General features: G+C 63.7%; 17 protein-coding genes. 13 read left to right on the top strand and 4 right to left on the bottom strand.

The genetic code is table 11. The features are described from left to right. Positions 1 to 803, top strand: an 803-nt coding sequence (locus NKH98_RS05965) for a winged helix-turn-helix domain-containing protein (RefSeq protein ID WP_352897124.1), incomplete at its 5' end; no start/stop codon positions are given. A 9-nt stretch (positions 804 to 812) separates the two neighbouring features. After that, complete coding sequence (locus tag NKH98_RS05960; RefSeq protein ID WP_352897123.1) at positions 813 to 1,466, top strand: Vgb family protein; 654 nt, start codon at positions 813 to 815, stop codon at positions 1,464 to 1,466. 40 nt (positions 1,467 to 1,506) lie between these two features. Here NKH98_RS05960 and NKH98_RS05955 read toward each other — a convergent pair whose 3' ends face one another. Next, positions 1,507 to 1,992 carry a MarR family winged helix-turn-helix transcriptional regulator gene (locus tag NKH98_RS05955; RefSeq protein WP_352476316.1) on the bottom strand — a complete coding sequence of 162 codons (486 nt, stop codon included), beginning with the start codon at positions 1,990 to 1,992 and terminating at the stop codon, positions 1,507 to 1,509. Positions 1,993 to 2,093: 101 nt separating this feature from the next. Between NKH98_RS05955 and NKH98_RS05950 the strand changes: the two genes are divergently transcribed. After that, complete coding sequence (locus tag NKH98_RS05950; protein WP_352650672.1) at positions 2,094 to 2,984, top strand: DMT family transporter; 891 nt, start codon at positions 2,094 to 2,096, stop codon at positions 2,982 to 2,984. Positions 2,985 to 3,003: 19 nt separating this feature from the next. Here NKH98_RS05950 and ubiG read toward each other — a convergent pair whose 3' ends face one another. Next, on the bottom strand, positions 3,004 to 3,753 hold the full coding sequence (gene ubiG / locus NKH98_RS05945) for a bifunctional 2-polyprenyl-6-hydroxyphenol methylase/3-demethylubiquinol 3-O-methyltransferase UbiG (RefSeq protein WP_254816707.1): 750 nt from the start codon (positions 3,751 to 3,753) through the stop codon (positions 3,004 to 3,006). 214 nt (positions 3,754 to 3,967) lie between these two features. Here ubiG and NKH98_RS05940 point away from each other — a divergent pair, with 214 nt between their 5' ends. From NKH98_RS05940 to NKH98_RS05900, 9 genes are all read left to right on the top strand, one after another. Continuing rightward, positions 3,968 to 4,537: a putative glycolipid-binding domain-containing protein gene (locus NKH98_RS05940; RefSeq protein ID WP_352650674.1), complete on the top strand. Its 570-nt coding sequence runs from the start codon at positions 3,968 to 3,970 to the stop codon at positions 4,535 to 4,537. Positions 4,538 to 4,736: 199 nt separating this feature from the next. Continuing rightward, positions 4,737 to 5,990 (top strand): aspartate kinase, encoded by a 1,254-nt coding sequence (locus NKH98_RS05935; protein ID WP_352456701.1) that lies wholly within the window; start codon positions 4,737 to 4,739, stop codon positions 5,988 to 5,990. Positions 5,991 to 6,171: 181 nt separating this feature from the next. Beyond that, positions 6,172 to 8,442, top strand: coding sequence for a phosphoenolpyruvate--protein phosphotransferase (gene ptsP / locus NKH98_RS05930; RefSeq protein ID WP_352897122.1), 2,271 nt, complete (start codon positions 6,172 to 6,174; stop codon positions 8,440 to 8,442). 8 nt (positions 8,443 to 8,450) lie between these two features. Then, positions 8,451 to 9,530 (top strand): peptide chain release factor 1, encoded by a 1,080-nt coding sequence (prfA, locus tag NKH98_RS05925; protein WP_254816711.1) that lies wholly within the window; start codon positions 8,451 to 8,453, stop codon positions 9,528 to 9,530. Continuing rightward, positions 9,523 to 10,401, top strand: a complete 879-nt coding sequence (gene prmC / locus NKH98_RS05920; RefSeq protein WP_254816712.1) for a peptide chain release factor N(5)-glutamine methyltransferase — start codon at positions 9,523 to 9,525, stop codon at positions 10,399 to 10,401. The genes prfA and prmC overlap by 8 nt, the downstream gene beginning before the upstream one ends. A 331-nt stretch (positions 10,402 to 10,732) precedes the next feature. Continuing rightward, a complete protein-coding gene (locus NKH98_RS05915; protein ID WP_352897119.1) occupies positions 10,733 to 11,725 on the top strand; it encodes a DUF4167 domain-containing protein in 993 nt (330 codons plus the stop codon). Positions 11,726 to 11,962: 237 nt separating this feature from the next. Then, positions 11,963 to 14,569, top strand: coding sequence for an ATP-dependent chaperone ClpB (gene clpB, locus NKH98_RS05910; protein WP_254816714.1), 2,607 nt, complete (start codon positions 11,963 to 11,965; stop codon positions 14,567 to 14,569). A gap of 148 nt (positions 14,570 to 14,717) precedes the next feature. Next, positions 14,718 to 15,083 carry an MmcQ/YjbR family DNA-binding protein gene (locus tag NKH98_RS05905; RefSeq protein ID WP_352476322.1) on the top strand — a complete coding sequence of 122 codons (366 nt, stop codon included), beginning with the start codon at positions 14,718 to 14,720 and terminating at the stop codon, positions 15,081 to 15,083. Positions 15,084 to 15,320: 237 nt separating this feature from the next. Next, positions 15,321 to 16,787 (top strand): L,D-transpeptidase family protein, encoded by a 1,467-nt coding sequence (locus NKH98_RS05900; RefSeq protein ID WP_352650681.1) that lies wholly within the window; start codon positions 15,321 to 15,323, stop codon positions 16,785 to 16,787. Positions 16,788 to 16,808: 21 nt separating this feature from the next. On the opposite strand, the gene NKH98_RS05895 is transcribed toward NKH98_RS05900, so the two are convergent. Further along, the gene (locus NKH98_RS05895) at positions 16,809 to 17,441 is read right to left on the bottom strand and encodes a TMEM175 family protein (protein ID WP_352506681.1); all 633 of its coding nucleotides are present in this window, start codon (positions 17,439 to 17,441) and stop codon (positions 16,809 to 16,811) included. A gap of 168 nt (positions 17,442 to 17,609) precedes the next feature. On the opposite strand from NKH98_RS05895, the gene NKH98_RS05890 reads away from it, so the two are divergent. Beyond that, positions 17,610 to 19,175, top strand: coding sequence for an MFS transporter (locus NKH98_RS05890; protein ID WP_352897117.1), 1,566 nt, complete (start codon positions 17,610 to 17,612; stop codon positions 19,173 to 19,175). 17 nt (positions 19,176 to 19,192) lie between these two features. On the opposite strand, the gene NKH98_RS05885 is transcribed toward NKH98_RS05890, so the two are convergent. Further along, a complete protein-coding gene (locus tag NKH98_RS05885; protein WP_352897115.1) occupies positions 19,193 to 21,151 on the bottom strand; it encodes a M23 family metallopeptidase in 1,959 nt (652 codons plus the stop codon). Positions 21,152 to 21,522 lie beyond the last annotated feature (371 nt).

The raw sequence follows: 21,522 nt of genomic DNA, 5'->3' as shown, positions 1-21,522 counted from the left end.
CCCCGCCGCTCGGGGCGCCCCCCGACGCGCGGTGGGCCGCGTCACCTCCACGCGCCGGCGTGGGCCCCGGCCGCCCGGCCCCCCCCCGGGGCCGGGGGCCGCCCGCGGCGCGCGCGGCGGGCATCCCCGCGCTGATCGCGGAGGTGGAGAGCGCATCGGTGGTGCTGGACACGCCGGCGGCACGCCTTATCGCCCGTGGTGAGGAACGGCCCCTCCTGCTCGATGAAGTCGAAGCGCTTCTGGCGTCGGGGGCGCTCGTGGTGGATGCATGCCGCAATGTGGTGCGGGTAGCAGATACGGTCGTCTCGCTGGCGACCCGCCCGGTGCTGTTCGCGCTGGCCCGCGCGCTGGCCGAAGCCTGGCCGGGGGACGTGGCAAGATCGACGCTTATCGCGCGCGCTTTCCGCGGAAAGGACGCGGACGAATCACATCGCGCACGGTTACGGGTCGAAGTCGGGCGGCTTCGCGCGGAGCTTCGTAGCTTGGCCGATGTGAGCGCGACGAAGCGGGGGTTTGCGCTGGCGCCGCGCCGCGCAGGTGAGGTCGTCGTGCTGGCGCCGCCCGTCGAAGAAGAGCATGCCGCCGTGCTCGCCTTCCTCGCTGACGGCGAGTCTTGGTCGAGTTCGGCCCTGGCGATTGCGCTTGGAGCCAGTTCGCGTACCGTGCAGCGGGCGCTCGAGCAGCTCGCCCAGGCCGGCAAGGTGCAGTCGTTCGGCCGCGGACGGGCGCGTCGCTGGATGACCCCGCCGCTGCCGGGTTTCCCGACAATCTTGTTACTCCCCGGTCCACTGCCGGGCTACTAGGATGGAATTATGGAACGATCCTCTGCCGAAATCATCCGTGAATACGGACCCTTTCCGGGTGTCGACCACGTAGACGGCGTTACCTTCGACGGTGAGCATGTCTGGTTTGCCTCAGGCGACAGATTGAACGCCTTCGATCCGGCAAGCGGCGAAGTGGTGCGCTCGATCGAGGTCGCGGCACACGCCGGAACGGCCTTCGACGGCCAGCACCTCTATCAAATCGCCGAGGATCGCATCCAGAAGATCGATCCAAAGAATGGCCAGGTGCTGGCGTCGATCCCGGCGCCTGGCAATGGCGGTGATTCCGGGCTCGCCTGGGCCGAAGGAACGCTCTGGGTCGGGCAGCATCGGGGCCGAAAGATTCATCAGGTCGATCCCGAGACAGGGGCAATCCTTCGCACCATCGTTTCCAACCGCGTCGTCACCGGCGTCAGCTGGGTCGACGGCGAGCTGTGGCATGGGACTTGGGAGGGCGAGGAGAGCGATGTCCGGCGGATCGATCCTGAAACGGGAAAGGTTCTGGAGAAGCTCGATATGCCGCCGGGAACAGGCGTGTCGGGGCTCGAATCCGATGGCGGCGACCAGTTTTTCTGCGGTGGCGGAAACAGCGGCAAGATCAGAGCTGTTCGCCGGCCCAAACGAGGCTCTGCGACCAGGATTTGAGTTTTTTCCATCCCCTCGGCCCGGCCCTTGGCCGGTTCGGTTAGCTCAAGCTCGCGATCAGTTTTTCGAGCAGGCGTGCCAGCATGGTCTGCTCCGGGCGTGCTAACCCAGAAAGTATCTGGTGCTCGTTGGCGACGTGAGCGGTCACCGCCTCATCGATCAGAGCGAGGCCCTTCCCGGTCAGCTGCACAATAATCCCGCGGCGATCGTCGGGGTGCGGCCCGCGCTTGATCAGGCCGGATTTCTCGAGCCGATCGAGGCGGTTGGTCATCGCGCCCGACGTCACCATCGTCGCCTCGTACAGAGCCGTCGGCGTCAGCGCATAGGGCGGCCCGGAACGACGCAGCGTCGCCAGCACGTCGAATTCTCCGGATTGCAGCCCGTAACTTGCAAACAGCGGCGCCAGCCGCTCTCGTGCGATCAACGAGGCGGCCTCGTTCAACCGTCCAAGCACGGCCATCGGCGAGACATCGAGATCCGGCCGTTCCTTTTTCCATTGCTCGATCGCTTTTGCCGCGCGATCCATGTCTCTCACCGTTATGTATCTTGACGTGAAGAATCTTTATATTATCTTACCTCAGCTTGTGGTGTAGGCCAAGGGCCGCGAACGGGCGACGGGATAGTGCGATGAAATTTCTCTGGGACTCGGCGCTTGGCCTTCTGGTCGTCACCGGCGGACTGCTCGGCCTGACGCTGCCGTTCGGCAAGATCGCGACGACGGCCGGCGTGCCCGCCATGGTCTGGGCCTTCGTCATCTCGCTTGGCGCCGGCGGCGTGCTTTTGTGCGCATTGCTGCTCAACGGGCAGCGCATGCGGCTTACGCTGCACAGGCTGCGCTATTTCTTCGTCACCGCGGCCGTCTCCTACGCAATCCCCAATCTGCTGATGTTTTCAGCGATTCCGCATCTGGGCGCCGGCTATAGCGGCATCATGTTCACGCTGTCGCCGGTCGTCACGCTGGTGTTCTCGATGCTGCTCCGAGTCAGGCGCCCGACCACGCTGGGCGTCGTCGGCATCGCCGTCGGTTTCGTCGGCGCAGTCATGGTGGCGGTGACGCGCGGCGAAGCGGGCCAGCCGGCCGAATTTTTCTGGGTGGCGATGGGCCTGCTCATTCCGGTCAGCCTCGCCGCCGGCAACATCTACCGTACCGTCGACTGGCCCGAAGGCACCGGCCCGATCGAGCTTGCCGTCGGCAGCCATCTGGCAGCAGCCTTGATGCTGTTTGCCGGCATTCTGGTGCTGCTGGAAGGCAATGCATTCGGCTCGCTCGGCGGGGTGCCGCTGGTCGCAGCGGCACAGGTGGCATCAGCCTCGGCGATGTTCGCCTTCTTCTTCCGCCTGCAAGCGGTCGGCGGCCCGGTCTATCTCAGCCAGATCGGCTATGTCGCGGCGGCGGTCGGGCTGTTTGCCGGGACCCTCTTCCTCGGCGAGCGCTATCAACTGCTGACCTGGGGCGGTGCCGTCATCATCACCGCCGGCGTGTTCATCACCACCAGGGCGCAAAGCCAGAAGGCCTAGGGGCCAGGAGGCGTAAGTTTCAGACGGATGCCTTCTCCGCCAGCACCATGTAGTTGACGTCCATGTCCTTCGAGCGCTGCCAGCGGTCGGCGAGCGGGTTGTAGGTGACGCCGGTGCGGTCGATGACGGTCAGGCCAGCACCTGCAAGCGCCTTTTCCAGTTCCTCGGGGCGCACCAGCTTGCCGAACTGGTGGGTGCCGCGGGGCAGCCAGCGCAGCACATATTCGGCGCCGATGATGGCCAGGCCCAGGGCCTTCAGCGTGCGGTTGATGGTGGCGACGAACATGATGCCGCCGGGCTTGACCATCTCGCCGCATTTCGCCAGGAACAGGTCGACATCGGCGACATGCTCGACCACTTCCATGTTGAGGATGACGTCGAATTTTTCGCCGGCGTCGGCCAGGTCTTCCGCGGTCGTGGCGCGATAATCCACGCTCACGCCGACTTCCGCCGCATGCAGCTTGGCCACTTCGATGTTGGTGGCGGAGGCATCGGCGCCGACCACTTCGGCGCCAAGCCGCGCCATCGGTTCGCACAAAAGCCCGCCGCCGCAGCCGATGTCAAGGAAGCGCAGGCCTTCGAACGGCCGTGCCGCACGCGGATCGCGGCCGAAGCGGGCTGCCACCTGGTCGCGGATATAGGCAAGCCGGATCGGGTTGAACTTGTGCAACGGGCGGAACTTGCCGTTCGGGTTCCACCATTCGGCGGCAAGGGCGGAAAAGCGTTCCACCTCTCCGGCATCGATCGTCGATCGTCGGGGCTCTGGCATGGCGTGGTCTCCTCGGACGCTAGGAAGTCGGGCGCGAGGCTCCGAATGTCAAGGCGCGAAATTCACCGCCGGCTGCGCGATGCGCGCGATGCCTGCCGGCGCCGCCTTTTGCCGACTGCATTTGTGTCAGCACGTGTCAGTTGATGGTGTGCCGGAAGGAAACGCCAATGCTCTGGCGAACGAAGCAGAGACATCGGGTTCGGAGGAGTGCGCAATGATGCGAGCGGTTGCTTCCATTCTTTGGCGCCGGCTTGACCAGGAAGGCCACGACGCTTGTCTTCTGTCGGAAGCGAGTTCCGGGTGGAAACTCAGGGGACACGCGCTTTTCGTCCAGGACGGCAGACCGTGCAGCGTCGCCTACGAGGTTGACTGCGACGCCGACTGGCACACGCGGTCGGCGCGTGCCGACGGCTTTGTCGGCACGCAACAGCTGTATTACAGGATCGACCGGCTGACCGAGCGCCAATGGACGCTGAACGGCGAGCATCAAGCGGAAGTCGACGGTCTCATCGATGTCGATCTCGGCTTCACGCCCGCCACAAACCTTTTGGCGCTTCGCCGTTTTGCCCTCGATGTCGGTATGGCGACGCCCGCGCCGGCAGCCTATCTGACATTTCCCGAACTCAGGCTCGTTCGCCTCGAGCAGATCTATCAGCGCGTCGATGCGGCACATTACGCCTACGAAGCCCCGATGTTCGGCTACAATGAGATGCTGGAGGTCTCGCCGATCGGTTTCGTCCTCGACTATCCGCGCCTGTGGAGAGCCACGGCACAGCTGGGCTGAAGCGCGCACCATATTGGCAAGACGCAGGGCAGGCACGATGCTGCGCTGGTGTGTCGCCCGGCCGCCAGCGGCGGCACGCCTTGCGAAACGACTGTCATTTGGCTAAGGAGGCCGCGCATTGAGCGCCTCGCCACAGCTTGGCGCATTTTTCCACTTTTCGGCCTTCGGTCCGGCATCCAGTCAAAGGCATTTCGCTTCCATGGCGCGCATCGTGATGAAATTCGGCGGAACGTCCGTCGCCGACATCGCCCGCATCCGCAATGTGGCGCGCCATGTCAAACGCGAGGTCGATGCCGGGCATGAGGTCGCAGTGGTGGTCTCGGCGATGGCCGGCAAGACCAACGAGCTCGTGCAATGGACGCGCGAGGCCTCGCCAATGCACGATGCGCGCGAATACGACGCCGTAGTCGCTTCCGGCGAACAGGTTACGGCCGGCTTGCTGGCGATCGCGCTGCAGAACATCGGCGTGCATGCCCGTTCCTGGCAAGGCTGGCAGATTCCGATCAAGACCGATAACGCGCATGGCGCGGCGCGCATTCTCGATATCGACGGCGGATTCCTGATCAAGCGCTTCGGCGAAGGCCAGGTGGCGGTGGTCGCCGGTTTCCAGGGCATCGGGCCGGACAACCGGATCGCAACGCTCGGCCGCGGCGGTTCCGATACCAGCGCAGTCGCCATCGCGGCGGCGGTCAAGGCCGACCGCTGCGATATCTACACCGATGTCGATGGGGTCTACACGACCGATCCGCGCATCGAGCCGAAGGCCCGGCGGCTGGCCAAGATTTCCTTCGAGGAAATGCTCGAAATGGCCTCGCTCGGGGCCAAGGTCCTGCAGGTGCGCTCGGTCGAGCTTGCCATGGTGCACAGGGTGCGTACCTTTGTGCGGTCGTCCTTCGACGATCCCGATGCACCCGGAATGGGGGATTTGCTCAATCCGCCGGGAACGCTTATTTGCGACGAGGAAGAGATCGTGGAACAGCAGGTCGTCACCGGAATTGCCTATGCCAAGGACGAAGCGCAGATTTCGCTGCGCCGCGTCGGCGACCGGCCGGGCGTCGCCGCCGGCATTTTCGGGCCGCTGGCCGAGGCCAACATCAATGTCGATATGATCGTCCAGAACATTTCCGAGGACGGCAAGTTCACTGACATGACTTTTACCGTGCCATCCGGCGACGTCGACAAGGCGCTCGCCGTGCTCGAACGGCTGAAGGCGACGATCGGCTACGATGTGGTGCAGTCGGAAGCCGGCATGTCGAAGGTCTCGGTCATCGGCATCGGCATGCGCAGCCATGCCGGCGTCGCTGCCACGGCCTTCAAGGCGCTGGCCGACCGCGCGATCAACATCCGCGCCATCACAACGTCCGAAATCAAGATTTCGATCCTGATCGACGGTCCCTATACGGAACTAGCAGTTCGCACTTTGCATTCCGTGTACGGTCTGGATAAGCAGTAGCAGACTGCATCGGCTCGAAAATCGGAGTCGATTTTCGGAAGGCGGGATGCGGCGGATCGAAAGGCTTGGAGCGGTCTTTATGCGTCCAGTTGGACGATGGCGCTCTAATTGAGTTGTTGCGTTTGTGCCGCTGTGCAGGGCAACCTGCGCCGGTTGAAACGCTATTGGAGAAGAAGCCGCGATGCGTGATTCGGCCAGCGGCCCGCGCGTTTTGCTGAAACGGCTCCGCGAGCTCATGCAAGAGCCGCTGGAGCCGCAGGAGCGGCTTGACCGAATCGTGCGCGACATCGCCTCCAACATGGTTGCCGAGGTCTGCTCGCTCTATGTTCTGCGCGCCGATTCGGTGCTCGAACTCTACGCCACCGAAGGCCTGAACCCGAACGCCGTCCACCTGGCGCAGCTCAGGCTGGGCCAAGGCCTGGTCGGCACGATCGCGGCCTCGGCGCGGCCGCTCAACCTCTCCAACGCGCAGGAGCATCCTGCCTTCGCCTACCTGCCGGAGACAGGGGAAGAGATATACAATTCCTTCCTCGGCGTGCCGGTGCTGCGGGCAGGGCGGACGCTCGGCGTTCTGGTCGTGCAGAACAAGACCATGCGCCATTACCGCGACGACGAGGTCGAGGCGCTGGAAACGACGGCGATGGTGATCGCCGAGATGATCGCCACCGGCGATCTGGAGCGGCTGACAAGGCCCGGCCTCGAGCTCGATCTGCGCCGCCCGGTAAGCTTTACCGGCCTGTCCTTCAATGAAGGCGTCGGGCTCGGCCATGTGGTGTTGCACGAGCCGCGTATCGTCGTCACCAACCTGTTCAACGAGGACAGCGAGGAAGAGGTCAGGCGGCTCGACGCGTCGCTCGGCTCGCTCAGGCTGTCCATCGACGACATGCTGGAGCGCCGCGATGTCGCCTTCGAGGGCGAGCATCGCCAGGTGCTCGAAGCCTATCGCATGTTCGCCAACGACCGCGGCTGGGTGCGCCGGCTCGAGGAGGCGATCCGCAACGGCCTGACGGCAGAAGCGGCGGTCGAGAAGGTGCAGAGCGACATGCGTGCGCGCATGCTGCACATGACCGATCCGTATCTGCGCGAACGGATGAGCGATTTCGACGATCTCGCCAATCGGCTGCTGCGGCAGCTGATGGGGCGCGGACCGGAGGACGTCGCAGCCTCGCTGCCCAAGGACGCCATCATCGTCGCCCGCTCGATGGGGGCTGCCGAGCTGCTCGATTATCCCAGGGACAAGCTGCGCGGGCTGGTGCTGGAAGACGGCGCCGCGACCAGCCATGTCGTCATTGTGGCGCGAGCCATGGGCATACCCGTCGCCGGCCAGATGAAGGGCGCGGTTTCCATGGCGGAAAACGGCGATGCCATCATCGTCGACGGCGAGGAAGGCACGATCCATCTGCGCCCGCAGCCCGACCTCGAGGCGGCCTATGCCGAGAAAGTGCGCTTCAGGGCGCGGCGGCAGGAGGTCTACCGCGAGCTGCGCAAGAAGCCGTCGGTGACCAAGGACGGTGTCCAGGTCGATCTTCTGATGAATGCCGGGCTGGCGGTGGATTTGCCGCAACTGGCCGAAGCAGGCGCGGCCGGCATCGGTCTGTTCCGCACCGAGCTGCAATTCATGGTCGCCTCGACTTTTCCGCGCGCCGAAGCCCAGGAGCGGCTTTATCGTGACGTGCTCGAAGCGGCGCGCGGCAAGCCGGTGACGTTCCGCACCATCGATATCGGCGGCGACAAGGTGCTGCCCTATTTCAAGGGCTCGATTCAGGAAGAGAACCCGGCACTCGGCTGGCGCGCCATCCGCCTGACCCTCGACCGGCCCGGATTGCTGCGTACCCAGATCCGCGCGCTGCTCAAGGCGTGCGGCGGACGCGAACTGAAGCTGATGCTGCCGATGGTGACGGAACTCGGCGAGATCGCGCAGGCGCGCGAGATCATCGATCGCGAGGTGCGGCATCTGTCGCGCTTTGCCCATCATTTGCCGACCAGCCTCAAACTCGGGGCGATGCTGGAGGTGCCGTCGCTGCTGTTCCAGCTCGACGAACTGATGAAGGCGGTCGATTTCGTCTCGGTCGGCTCGAACGACCTGTTCCAGTTCGTCATGGCGGTGGATCGCGGCAACACCCAATTGTCCGACCGCTTCGACCCGCTCTCGACGCCGTTCCTGCGCGTCCTGAAGCAGATTGCCGACGCCGGGGTTCGCAACAATACGCCGGTGACCCTGTGCGGCGAACTTGCCGGCAAGCCGATTTCGGCGATGGCGCTGATCGGCCTTGGCTACCGCTCGATCTCGATGTCGCCGGCATCGATCGGCCCGGTCAAGGCGATGCTGACGGAACTGCCGCTCAGCGAGCTGGAAGCGTTCTTCGACGACAATGTGATGGCGCCGGCGCATGGCCTGCCGATGCGGGCGCTGCTGCAAGCCTTTGCCGACGACCGCTCTATACCGCTATAGACTTCGCCATGATCAACCTGCCCCGCGACCGTATGGATCAAGTCGTCAAGCGTTTCGACATGCTCGAAGCGCAGATGTCGGCCGGGCCGGCGCCGGACGCCTATGTCAGGATGGCCTCCGAATATGCCGACATCCAGGAGATGGTGGCAAAGATCAGGGCACTGCGCGCCGCCGAGCGCGAACAGGCCGATCTGGAGGCGATGCTCGCCGACAAGGGCACTGACGCCGAGATGCGCGCCTTGGCCGAGGCCGACCTGCCGGAGGTCAAGCATCAAATCGAGGTGCTGCAAAAGGACATCCAGATCCTGCTGTTGCCCAAGGATGCCGCAGACGACAAGAACGCCATCCTCGAAATCCGCGCCGGCACCGGCGGTGACGAGGCGGCGCTTTTTGCCGGCGACCTGTTTCGCATGTACGAGCGCTATGCAGCGGCGCATGGCTGGCGTTTCGAGACGGTGTCGGCCAGCGAAGGCGAGGTCGGCGGCTACAAGGAAATCATCGCCACCGTTTCGGGCAAGGGCGTCTTTGCCCATCTGAAGTTCGAATCCGGCGTGCACCGGGTGCAGCGCGTGCCGACGACCGAGGCGGGCGGGCGCATCCACACTTCGGCGGCGACGGTCGCGGTGCTGCCGGAAGCCGAAGAGGTCGACATCGACATCCGGGCCGAAGACATCCGCATCGACACGATGCGCGCCTCGGGTTCCGGCGGCCAGCACGTGAACACCACCGATTCGGCCGTGCGCATCACCCATCTGCCGACCGGCATCATGGTGGTGCAGGCGGAAAAATCGCAGCACCAGAACCGGGCGAAGGCCATGCAGATCCTGCGCGCCAGGCTTTACGACCTCGAACGCAGCAAAGCGGACGAGGAACGTTCAGAATCGCGCAAGTCGCAGGTTGGCTCGGGCGACCGCTCGGAACGCATCCGCACCTATAATTTTCCGCAGGGTCGCGTCACCGATCATCGCATCAACCTGACGCTCTACAAGCTCGACCGGGTGATGATGGGCGAACTCGACGAGATCATCGACGCGCTGATAGCCGATCACCAGTCGAAGCTGCTCGCCGATATAGGCATCGATGGCTGACAGCCTGCCCGCCACTCTGGCGCCGCTGCTGCGGGAAGCGCGAAACCGGCTCGCCGCAGCCGGGATTGCGGATCCGGCGCTCGATTCCAGGCTGATCGTCGAGCATTTTTCCGGCACGAACCGCACGCAGGCCATCGCCGATCCTGGGTGCGCGGTCGATGCGGACGTGACGGCGGCAATCGATGCCGCCTTGCGGCGGCGCGTCGCCGGCGAACCGGTGCACCGCATCCTCGGTTACCGCGAATTCTACGGCTTGCGCCTTTCGCTTTCGCCGCAAACGCTGGAGCCGCGACCGGATACCGAAACGCTGGTCGAGGCGGTGCTGCCTTTCGTCAAGGCAATGGCGGCACGCGAAGGCGGTTGCCGCATCCTCGATCTCGGGACCGGCACCGGTGCCATCGCGCTGGCGTTGCTCAGCGCGGTTCCGGCCGCGACCGCCACCGGCGTCGACATTTCGCAAGAGGCGCTGGCCACCGCCACGCGCAATGCCAGGCAATTGGGGCTCGCCGGCCGGTTCACGGCGCTCAAATCCGACTGGTTTGAAAAAGTTTCTGGCCGGTACCATGTAATTGCCGCAAACCCTCCCTATATACCCTCAGACGACATTGGAAATCTGCAGGACGAGGTCCGCGGTTTCGATCCACGCCAGGCCCTGGATGGTGGTGTGGACGGTCTGAGCCCCTACAGGAAGATCGCCGCAGGAGCGGCAGCGTATTTGGAAGTCCAAGGCAGGATTGCGGTCGAGATCGGCCATACGCAGCACCAACAGGTTACGGAGATATTTTCCGCGGCCGGGTACAGTTCTGTCGGGGTGTTTCGTGATCTCGGCGGAAACAACAGAGTTCTTGTGTTCGAACGGTGGAAGCCGTGATGCAGTGCGAAAAAAGCGCTTGGCAATACCGGGGAATGCGGCTAGGGTCGCCTTAACCGGATGAGACGAAGCAGGCAGTGCTCTTAGCGATTCGGTTTTCCTTGGAAATAGCTGCCTTCTTGCGCAAACGACGCCCAAGCTTCGTGCGGGAATCGTCCGGCAAGTGAAGTAACCGGAACAGGATGGCACGTGGCGCCAACGCAATTGATGCGGGCGAACGCCGGTGAAAGAACGAAACGGCTGGCCGCATGAGCGCCTCCGTTCGTGAAGAGTTTTTCGAAAATTTCAAAGTGAAGAGAGTCTAATGAGGCCACAACAGCAAAACAGGCGCATGCGCGGTCGCAACAACAATGGCGGCGGCGGCAATAACAATAACAACAACAACCGTAAGGGGCCGAATCCCCTGACGCGCAACTATGAGAGCAACGGCCCGGACGTGAAGATCCGCGGATCGGCTCAGCAGATTGCCGAGAAGTACGCAACCCTAGCCCGTGACGCGCACAGCTCCGGCGACCGGGTGATGGCGGAGAACTATCTCCAGCATGCAGAACACTACAACCGCATCATCGCAGCCGCTCAGGCGCAGATGCCGATCCAGAACGCCCAGCAGATTCGCAATGATTTCGACGATGATGGCGACGAGGATCGCGACGAGTTCGACAATGCCGGCAACAACAATGCCAACGAGACATCGGGCTCGACGGTCAATCAGGGGGCCGGCCCGCAGCCGGTCATCGATGGCACGCCGGCCGAGCTGGCGCTGAACCAGGAAAACAGCCGTGACAATCGCGGCGGCCGCGATAACCGAGACGGCCGCGACAATAATGGCGGACGCCACCGCGACCGTCGCCCCAATGGCGGTTACGGCCAGAACGGCCAGCGTGGCGAGTATAGCTCGCGCGGCGAGCAGCAGGGTGGCCAGCGCGTCGAACAGCCACGGCGCGACGAGGTTCCGGCGCAGGCGGAGCCCGTGCGGGCAGCTGAGCCGATCTTTGTGGGTGAACCCGCACAGCAATTCGACAACCTTTCGCCGGCGGGTCTCGCCGCCCAGGCCGAGCTCAACGAAGCCGCTGCCGAAAGCAGCCCGGCCCGCCGCCCCAGGCGTCCGCGTCGCCCGCGCCTCGATGTCGAACAGGCAAATGGCGGCAACGACAACGCCGGCCCTGAGAGTGCCGAGACAAGCAGTGCCGAGACAAGCAATGCCGGGACTGGCAATGCCGAGACTGGCAATACCGGGACTGGCAATACCGACGCTGGCAATGTCGATGCAGCGCCGGCTGAAAGCCCCGGCGGTCAAGCTGTGATCGCAGACGTCGAGAATTGATCGAAAAAACGTTCGCTGCGCACTTTTGCGGGACATGTATGGACGGCGGAGAGAAATCTCCGCCGTTTTTGTTTTGCGCGCTCGCAATATTATCTATTCGCCAGTGTCGAGGCGTCTTGAGGGTCCGTGGTTTGCGTCCCATATCTTGCGTGAACAGGATCCGGCTCGAACGGGCGGGTCCGTCACCGCAATCTGATCCGGTGCCGCGAAGCGGGCCGGTGACGGAAGGAGACAGGCATGAATCTTGAAAAGTATTCCGAGCGCGTGCGCGGCTTTATCCAGTCCGCGCAAACCATGGCGCTTTCCCGCAATCACCAGCAATTCACCCCCGAGCATATCCTCAAGGTCCTCGTCGATGACGACGAGGGCCTGGCTGCGTCGCTGATCGAGCGCGCCGGCGGCAATGTCCGGGACGTCAAGCTCGGCGTCGAAACGGCACTGGAGGCAATGCCCAAGGTCGAGGGCGGCAATGGCCAGCTCTATCTGGCGCAGCCGCTGGCAAAGGTGTTTTCGACCGCCGAGGAACTGGCCAAGAAGGCCGGTGACAGCTTCGTCACCGTCGAACGGCTGTTGCAGGCGCTCGCCATGGAAAAATCGGCCAAGACGGCCGACATCCTGGCCAAGGCCGGTGTCACGCCGCAGAAGCTGAACCAGGTCATCAACGACGTACGCAAAGGTCGTACCGCCGATTCGGCGAGCGCCGAGCAGGGCTACGACGCGCTGAAGAAATACGCGCGCGACCTGACGGCGGACGCTCGCGCGGGCAAGCTCGATCCGGTCATCGGCCGTGACGACGAGATCCGCCGCACGATCCAGGTGCTGTCGCGCCGCACCAAGAACAACCCGGTGCTGATCGGCGAACCCGGCGTCGGCAAGACGGCGATCGCCGAAGGGCTGGCGCTGCGCATCGTCAATGGCGATGTGCCGGAATCGCTCAAGGACAAGCAGCTGATGGCGCTCGACATGGGCTCGCTGATCGCCGGCGCCAAATACCGCGGCGAGTTCGAGGAGCGGCTGAAGGCGGTGCTTTCCGAGGTCACGTCCGCCGCCGGCGGCATCATCCTGTTCATCGACGAGATGCACACGCTGGTCGGCGCCGGCAAGGCGGATGGCGCCATGGATGCGTCGAACCTGCTGAAGCCGGCGCTGGCCCGCGGCGAACTGCACTGCGTCGGCGCCACTACGCTCGACGAATACCGCAAGCACGTCGAGAAGGATGCGGCCCTTGCCCGCCGCTTCCAGCCGGTCTTCGTCAATGAGCCAACGGTCGAAGACACCGTTTCGATCCTGCGCGGCCTGAAAGAGAAATACGAGCAGCACCACAAGGTGCGCATCTCGGATTCGGCGCTGGTCGCGGCCGCAACCCTATCCAACCGCTACATCGCTGACCGCTTCCTGCCGGACAAGGCGATCGACCTGGTCGACGAGGCCGCGTCGCGGCTCCGCATGCAGGTCGATTCGAAGCCCGAGGCGCTGGACGAGATAGATCGCCGCATCATGCAGCTCAAGATCGAGCGCGAGGCGCTCAAGGTCGAGAAGGACGACGCCTCGAAGGACCGGCTCGCCCGGCTCGAGAAGGAACTCTCGAACCTCGAGGAGGAATCGACCGAGCTGACCTCGAAATGGCAGGCCGAGAAGCAGAAGCTCGGGCTTGCCGCCGACCTCAAGAAACAGCTCGACGAGGCGCGCAATGAACTTGCCATCGCCCAGCGCCAGGGTGAATTCCAGCGCGCCGGCGAACTTGCCTACGGCAAGATCCCGGAACTCGAAAAGCAGCTGAAGCAGGCCGAAGCCAGGGATGGCAAGGCCGGCATGGTCGAAGAAGTGGTCGGCCCCGATCACGTCGCCCATATCGTCTCGCGCTGGACGGGGATCCCGGTCGACAAGATGCTGGAAGGCGAGCGCGACAAGCTGTTGCGCATGGAAGATGAGATCGGCAAGCGCGTCGTCGGCCAGGGCGAGGCCGTGCAGGCAGTGTCGAAGGCGGTACGCCGTGCGCGCGCCGGCCTGCAGGACCCGAACCGGCCGCTCGGCTCGTTCATGTTCCTCGGGCCGACGGGCGTCGGCAAGACCGAACTGACCAAGGCGCTGGCCAGCTTCCTGTTCGATGACGAGAGCGCGATGGTGCGTATCGACATGTCGGAGTTCATGGAGAAGCACTCGGTCGCCCGGCTGATCGGCGCGCCTCCCGGCTATGTCGGCTATGAGGAAGGCGGCGCGCTGACCGAAGCGGTGCGGCGCCGGCCCTATCAGGTCGTGCTGTTCGACGAGATCGAGAAGGCGCATCCGGACGTGTTCAACGTGCTGCTGCAGGTGCTCGACGACGGCCGGCTGACGGACGGGCAGGGCCGCACGGTCGACTTCCGCAATACGCTGATCATCATGACGTCCAATCTCGGCGCCGAATATCTGGTCAATCTAGGCGAGGACCAGGATGTCGACGTCGTGCGCGACGAGGTGATGAATGTCGTCAGGGCTTCGTTCCGGCCGGAATTCCTCAACCGTATCGACGAGGTCATCCTGTTCCACCGGCTGCGCCGCCAGGATATGGGCCAGATCGTCCAAATCCAGCTCAAGCGGCTGGAAAACCTGCTTGTCGACCGCAAGATATCGCTTTCGCTCGATCAGGAGGCGATCGACTGGCTGGCGGCCAAGGGTTACGACCCGGCCTATGGCGCGCGGCCGCTGAAGCGGGTGATGCAGAAGGAATTGCAGGATCCGCTGGCGGAAAAGATACTGCTCGGCGAGATCCTCGACGGCTCGACCGTCAAAGTCACCGCCGGATCCGACCGCTTGAACTTCCGCTCGAAGCCCGCAGTCGTGGCAACCGAGGCGGCCGCCTGAGTTCAAGCCAAGAGCCTGTTCCATCCCGATCGAATCGGGATGGAATTCCTATCTTCAATTTCGACCATGATCTTGTCCGAAAAACCGGCATCCGCTTTTTGCTACGCCGACCTTCGGCCCATGGTCTAACACCACTGGCGGGGCGCAGATGACTTTGGACGACTACAACAGTTTCTGCGCCTCGCTGCCTTCGACGACCCATGTCGTGCAGTGGGGTGGCGCGCATGTCTGGAAAGTCGGCGGCAAGGTGTTTGCGATCGGCGGCTGGAGTGAAGGCAAGGAGCCGTTCGTCACCTTCAAATGCTCCGAGATCGCTTATGACGTGCTGAGGGAACAGCCGGGCCTTCGGCCGGCGCCGTATCTCGCCTCGCGCGGCATGAAATGGATCCAGCGCCGGACAAGCGAAAGCATGGATGATGAGGCGCTGAAGGATTATTTGCGCGAAAGCCACCGTCTCGTCGTGCTGAAGCTGACGAAGCAGGCGCGCAAGGAATTGGGATTCGCTGCCGGTTAATCGGTCAGAAATCCGCCATCTTCATGCCCGGTTCATATTGGAACCTTATGGTTGACAACTGATTTGCCGTCGAAGGGGTTCACCTGCCGCATCGGCCCGAAGATCGGATTCGATTTTCGCATGGCACGACGCGGAGATTTAGGTGTTAGAGCGACCTTTCGCGTCCGAAAGGACGCGCGGCGCTCCGAGGGGACAACGCCGACGGCTGCATTTACGGACCGGAGAATCTTGGCCACCATGTTGCGCACCATCCTCACCCTTTCAGCGTTTGCTGCCGGGCTGCTGGCGTCGAATGCGATGGCCTCGCCGATGGCCGATACCGCGCCGCGGGTGGTTCGTGCTGCCAATGACGGCGGCATTCTTGTCGCCCAGGACGGCAATCTCGACATCTATTACGACGCCAGGGGAAACCGCGTCATCGTCGATGCGGAAACCGGCAAGGTCATCGCCATCCAGCCGCCGCAGACCAGGCTCGACCGCCGTGTTTTGCGCCGCGAGCGCTTGCGCAACCTCGGACCGGTCGAGGAGGACGATCCCTATTATCTCGACGACCCTGAGGACACGGCCCGGTTCCGCCGCAGGCAGTTGGAAGACGAAGGCAGGATCATCGTGCCGCCGGCCGACGAGTACGACCCCTATAGCGACAATTCGATGGAAGCCTTCCCCGAAGCGCCGCGGGATGACGGCTACGGCAATGATTATCCGGAGGCAGCGCAGCCGGTGAGGCCACGCAACATCGAGCGCCAGCCGCTCAACGAGGCCTCGATCGAGCCGGTCGAGCCGACGGTGCCGAACGAGCATGCGGCGTTGCCGCCAAGCACTGGCGGCAAGACGGCGGTCGACCCGTCGCTTTCGCTCGGCGCCCGCCAGGACGTGGCGGCGCTGCAGGTGCTGCTCGACCGCGCCGGTGCGTCGCCCGGTGTCATCGACGGACGCTTCGGCTCGAATGTCGACAAGGCGCTCGCCGCCTATAACGAGATCACCGGCAGCAATCTGAAATCGACCGACGCGATCGGTATCCAGGCGGCCCTGGCGCAATCCGGCGGCGATGCCTTCGCCTCCTATACGATCACGCCCGAGGATGCGGCCGGCCCTTATGTTGCCTCGATACCGGAGGACTACAGCCAAAAGGCCCAGCTCGACCGCATGGGCTACACGTCGGTGCCCGAAGCGCTGGCCGAGCGCTTCCATATGGATGAAACCTATCTGAAGCAGCTCAATCCGGACGCCAATTTCAATCGTCCGGGCACCATCATCAAGGTTGCCAATTTCGGCAGGCTGGTAGCGACGCCGGTGGCGCGCATCATCGCTGACAAGGCCAACAAGCAGGTCCGTGCCTACGACGCGGCGGGCAAGCTGGTCGCAGCCTATCCGGCGACTATCGGCTCGTCGGACACGCCGTCGCCGTCCGGCACGCATACGGTGTCGCGTGTCGCATTGGACCCGAACTACACCTACAACCCGAACATAAATTTCAAGCAGGGCGAAAACGACAGGATCCTGACCATCCCGCCAGGGCCGAACGGCCCGGTCGGCTCGGTCTGGATCGCACTGGACAAGCCGACCTACGGCATACACGGCACGCCCGATCCGTCCAAGATCGGCAAGACCGAAAGCCACGGCTGCGTGCGGCTGACCAATTGGGATGCGCGCGAGCTCGCCAAGATCGTGACGCCCGGCGTTATAGTGGAGTTCGTCGACTGAAGCGCAACGCCTTCGCTCGAATCACCCGATGACCTTGCGCAGCAGTGGCGCGCGCAGCGCTGCGGCATAGGTCAGCTGCACCACCAAGATGAAGCCGACGCTGAGCAAAGGGCTGGCTAGGCACAGTGCCGCGCCGATCGCCCACAGGATCTGTGCCTTGACGATGCGCAGATAGACCGTTCGGGTGGTCTCCGCGTCGACACCGTCGGCCAGAAATCCGTTTTTGTCCGCGTAGCGCCAACTGGCGAGCAGCGTCAGTCCCAGCATCAGAAGATTGAGCCAGTAGACGAGCACCGCGGTCCTGAATTCAAGGAAGTCGGCCAAAAGATCGGTCGAAAACGGCAGCAAGGCGATGAAGCCGAGGAAGCAGAGGTTCAGCGTGGCAAGCCGCCGGTCGGATTTTGCGATCAACCCGTGTTGCGCCTGCTGGCCGAACCAGAAGATGGTCAGCGTCAGGAAGCTGAGCGCATAGGTCAGGAAGCGCGGCGCCAGTGCTGTGATCGCGGCGATCAACTCGCTTTCGGAATGCACCGTTTCATGCGCCGGCACCCTGATCTCGAGAACGATCAACGTGAGCGCGATGGCGAACACGCCGTCGGTGATGCCGACGACGCGCCCGCGTCCTTCCGCCGAGGGCTCGAGCGGTCGTTTCATGCGGTAGTTCCCCCTTGTTGCAGCGTTGCGGGAATCTAGCACGGCATCCACCGTTTGCACCCGGACGGGCGTTCTCTCCTGCCTGTATGGCCAGGTTCGGCCTGGTTTCAACGAGAACAGCCTGCTGGCCGGTTGTCGGCGGCATGCCGGCGGTCTAGGTAAGGCAGCATGCACACGCCAACCAAAGTCGGTACTGGCGCCATTCCCCTGACCGGCTCACTTCCGGCCGATACGTTCTGCCCGCAGGCGCGGCGGCGGTTCGTGCTGATCGCCGCGATTCTGGCTTCCGCGCTCGGCTTTATCGATGGATCGGTCCTGGCCATTGCGACGCCGGCTATCCGCGTCGATCTCGGCGCCAGCCTGGCCGAGGCGCAATGGATATCCAACGCCTATGCATTGACGCTTTCAGCCCTCATTCTCGTCGGCGGCGCCGCCGGCGATCGTTTCGGCCTGCGCCACTCTTTCGTCGCCGGCATCGTCCTGTTCATTGCCGCCTCGCTTGCCTGCGCGCTGGCGCCTAACCCGGCGATGCTTATTGCATTTCGGGCTGTCCAGGGTATCGGAGCGGCCATCATGGTGCCGGGCAGCCTGGCCATTATCGCCAAAGCCTATCCAAAAAAGGAACGCGGCCGGGCGATCGGCATCTGGGCCGCGGCATCGGCACTGACGACGGCGCTCGGCCCGGTGCTGGGCGGCTTCGTGCTGTCGGTGTTCGGCAACGGCATCTGGCGGGCGATCTTCGCCATCAATCTGCCGCTCGGTCTTATCTCGATCTATCTTCTGCTGGCCAAGGTCCCTGCCGACGCGCCGGCGGAAAAGCGCAGCCTCGATCTCGGCGGCGCTGCACTCGCCATATTGGCGTTCGGAGCTCTCGCTTACGGCCTGACCTCGATGAGTGGTGACGGGGAGGGGCTGATGTCCGGCCCGAGTATCGCCGCCGGTGCGGTTTTGCTCGTCGTGTTCGTCGTCTTCGAGCGCCGGCGGCGCGAGCCGATGATCGATCTGTCGCTGTTTCGGATCGGCGCGTTCGCGGGCGCCAACGTGGCGACCTTCTTCCTTTATTTCGCCCTGTCGGCCAATTTGTTCTATCTGCCGATGCTCATGATCGTCGGATGGGGGCTGAGCGCGGCCGAGGTCGGCTTTATATTCCTGCCGCTGTCGGCGTTGATGGCACTGTTATCCGGACCGGTTGGCCAGTGGTCCGACCGCATCGGGCCTCGCTTTCCGATCGCCAGCGGCAGTCTGGTTGTGGCTCTTGCCTTTGCCGGACTTGGCTTGCTGGCCTATTGGGGCATCCACAGTTTCTGGCTGGGGGTATTCCCGCTGATGGCTCTGATGGGGTTCGGCATGGCGCTGGTGGTATCGCCGCTGTCGACCGCCATCATGACGGCGGTCGAGGACAAGGATACGGGTGCGGCCTCGGGCATCAACAACGCCGTCTCGCGGATCGGCGGCCTGATCGCCGTGGCGGCGATGGGATCGCTGGCGGCCTGGGTTTATGCTGGCGTGCTCAGCACCGGTGCCGGCACCGGCCTCCCGGGTTTCGGCGAACCGCCGCCAGCCGGCCTGGCGCCCGGCCTCGATGCGGCACGACTTGCCGCCAGCGACGCGGCATTCGCAGCCGTTGCCGCGGTGACCGCGCTGCTTTGCCTGCTTTCGGCAATCACCGCCTGGACGACGGTTTCGGGCGAGCGGCTGCCATGGTTGCGCGACACGGCGAATCAGCAGGGCTGACCACGAAAAACGTCGGCTCAGCCTTCGATCTTGGCGCTCGCGACCTTCAACTGATTGCTATCTTCCTGCTTGAGCAGGTCGTCGATGCGTTCGCGCTCGCGCTTGAAGGCGACGAGGTCGTCGCCCTTCAGCGTCTTGCCAACCGGCAGGCGGACGCGCATCGAATCGACCTTGGTGCCGTTGACGATCAGTTCGTAATGAAGGTGCGGACCGGTGGAGAGGCCGGTTGAGCCGAGATAGCCGATAACCTGACCCTGGCGAACGCGAACACCCGGCTCGATGCCTTTGGCAAACGCGCTCTGGTGATTGTAGGACGTCTCGTAGCCATTGGCGTGACGCAAGATGATCTGCTTGCCATAGCCACCGGCCCAGCCGGCCTTTTCGACGACGCCATTGCCTGCGGCAATGATCGGCGATCCTACGGGAGCTGCCCAGTCGGTGCCGGTATGCATTTTCACATACCCCAAAATGGGGTGGCGCCTCGCACCGAACCCGGATGTAAATCGGCCATTGGGCAAGGGATTGCGCAGCAGGAACTGCTCGGCGCTGCTGCCGTTTTCGTCGAAATAGTCGGTGCTGCCGCCCTGCATCTGGAAACGGTAGAAATTTCGCGTCGTGCCGCCGAAAGTCGCGGAGACGTAAAGCAGCTCGGATTCGTCGGACGCCTGGTCGTCACCATCGGGCTGCGAGAACAGCACCTCGATACGGTCCGTGGGATTGAGGCGCGACTGGAAGTCGACACTGGATGCCAGCAACTTGATCAGCCGTTGCGTCATCGCCTTGGACATGCCGTAGGAATAGGCGGTGCGGTAGATGCCGTCATAGACGTTCGGCAGATTGCCGCGCACTATGGGCGCAGGCGAATCGTCGAACGCCGTCAACAATTCGGGATTTGGCTCCGGCTCCTGCGCCGGCACGTATTGGTCGTGGTCGTCGAGTGCGATGGTGACGATGTGCTGGGTCCTGTCGTACACGCTGGTGCGAACGATCTTGGCGGCGTCGCCATGGACCTCGAGCCCAACGCGCAGCACGGTTCCTGCCTTGAGAGCCGTGGCATTCAGCAATTTGGCGATCGCCTCGGCCATTCCGGTGGCATCCTCGCCGGTATAGCCCGAATCAGCGAAGGCCTCGGCAATGTCGAGATCCTTGGTGAAGGGGATGATTTCCTCGGCGAAAGCCGGCGCCTGGTCGTCGATGGCGGCACGCGGCGACACCGAGACGTTTTCCGGGACGATCTTGACGTCATAGGAGCCGGCCATGCTCTCGGCGAAGCCGTCACCGAATCGCTGCGGGTCGACATAGTGCAGCGACGCGACCTGGACAGCGCCGTCGCTCAGATCGGTGCCGGCCTCGCGCACCACCTTTTCCACCTCGTCGGCAGAAAGGTCGCTCCTTTCGTCGAAGGCCGCCGTCTCGATCGGGAAATCGACGGTCTTCAGGCTCATCTCGCTTTCGACCTTGGCGCCATAGATCTGGCTGGCGGTGGCGGCTGCCGGCTGGGCGGCATTGTCGTCGCCATTGCCAAACACCTGCATCGGGTCGAAAGGCGGATAGGCCCGGCTGGTCGTGTGACCGGCGGCAAGCGCCATCTTTATCTGCACGAAAGGCATGGTGTGGATGACATCGCGGTCGCCAACCTTGGTCACCATCGACACTTCCATGCGCCGGCGATCCTTGGCCTTGGCGATCTGGCGCAGCGCCACCAGCCTGGTCGTCTTGGCGAGCTCACCGGAATCGTCGCCACTGGCAAGGCTGACCAGCTCGGCGATCTCTGGCGGGGTCGCCAACTGCTGGCGGCCGTCAAGCGCTGCAAACAGCGCCACGCCCATCAGTACGCTCGAGGTCACGCCGGTAAGGAAGGTTCCCGACAGCCAGCGCGCCGAAACCTCGCGCCGGTCGGGGGGGCCGCTGCGGCCGTCCGCGATCAGCGGCGGCTCGTTGCCGAGATCGGCTATGACATTTTCCGTGTCTGGCATCCAGAAAGGCTGCTTCTTCCCCGGGCGGAACGGCTTGTCGTTCTTGTTGTGGCCATGACATTTGCCTGTCACGGCGGATGAAGTCAACGAAGCGCCTGGCTCCGGCCGAAATCCCCAATCACACGTCTGTCTCTATGGGTTTGTCTTTAGTCTCTTATAGGAAGCGCCTGGGAGGCGCCGTTTGGTCTCTTATAGAAGGCCCTACGCGGGTGGCGCTTTCGCCTGCTTCATTGGCCTTGGTTTCAAACCGCAATACGGCGGCAATAGGGCTCCACTGCGAAAGCCGGCTTTGTTGTCCCCATGCCGCAGCGGCAGTCGGCTACAGAAAAGCAGCGCGCCAACTTTCGTCGCAAAAAATTCAAAAAAGTTCG

It is taken from the genome of Mesorhizobium sp. M0833, assembly GCF_040319905.1.
Taxonomy (GTDB): Bacteria; Pseudomonadota; Alphaproteobacteria; order Rhizobiales; family Rhizobiaceae; genus Mesorhizobium.
This window is presented reverse-complemented; position numbering and strand designations above follow the sequence as displayed.

Coding starts and splice junctions, on each gene's coding strand:
- NKH98_RS05900 (WP_352650681.1), top strand. CDS start 15,321: ATGTTGCGCACCATCCTCACCCTTTCAGCGTTTGCTGCCGGGCTGCTG.
- NKH98_RS05895 (WP_352506681.1), bottom strand. CDS start 17,441: ATGAAACGACCGCTCGAGCCCTCGGCGGAAGGACGCGGGCGCGTCGTC.
- NKH98_RS05955 (WP_352476316.1), bottom strand. CDS start 1,992: ATGGATCGCGCGGCAAAAGCGATCGAGCAATGGAAAAAGGAACGGCCG.
- prmC (WP_254816712.1), top strand. CDS start 9,523: ATGGCTGACAGCCTGCCCGCCACTCTGGCGCCGCTGCTGCGGGAAGCG.
- clpB (WP_254816714.1), top strand. CDS start 11,963: ATGAATCTTGAAAAGTATTCCGAGCGCGTGCGCGGCTTTATCCAGTCC.
- NKH98_RS05935 (WP_352456701.1), top strand. CDS start 4,737: ATGGCGCGCATCGTGATGAAATTCGGCGGAACGTCCGTCGCCGACATC.
- NKH98_RS05950 (WP_352650672.1), top strand. CDS start 2,094: ATGAAATTTCTCTGGGACTCGGCGCTTGGCCTTCTGGTCGTCACCGGC.
- NKH98_RS05960 (WP_352897123.1), top strand. CDS start 813: ATGGAACGATCCTCTGCCGAAATCATCCGTGAATACGGACCCTTTCCG.
- NKH98_RS05885 (WP_352897115.1), bottom strand. CDS start 21,151: ATGCCAGACACGGAAAATGTCATAGCCGATCTCGGCAACGAGCCGCCG.
- NKH98_RS05940 (WP_352650674.1), top strand. CDS start 3,968: ATGATGCGAGCGGTTGCTTCCATTCTTTGGCGCCGGCTTGACCAGGAA.
- NKH98_RS05905 (WP_352476322.1), top strand. CDS start 14,718: ATGACTTTGGACGACTACAACAGTTTCTGCGCCTCGCTGCCTTCGACG.
- prfA (WP_254816711.1), top strand. CDS start 8,451: ATGATCAACCTGCCCCGCGACCGTATGGATCAAGTCGTCAAGCGTTTC.
- NKH98_RS05890 (WP_352897117.1), top strand. CDS start 17,610: ATGCACACGCCAACCAAAGTCGGTACTGGCGCCATTCCCCTGACCGGC.
- ubiG (WP_254816707.1), bottom strand. CDS start 3,753: ATGCCAGAGCCCCGACGATCGACGATCGATGCCGGAGAGGTGGAACGC.
- NKH98_RS05915 (WP_352897119.1), top strand. CDS start 10,733: ATGCGCGGTCGCAACAACAATGGCGGCGGCGGCAATAACAATAACAAC.
- ptsP (WP_352897122.1), top strand. CDS start 6,172: ATGCGTGATTCGGCCAGCGGCCCGCGCGTTTTGCTGAAACGGCTCCGC.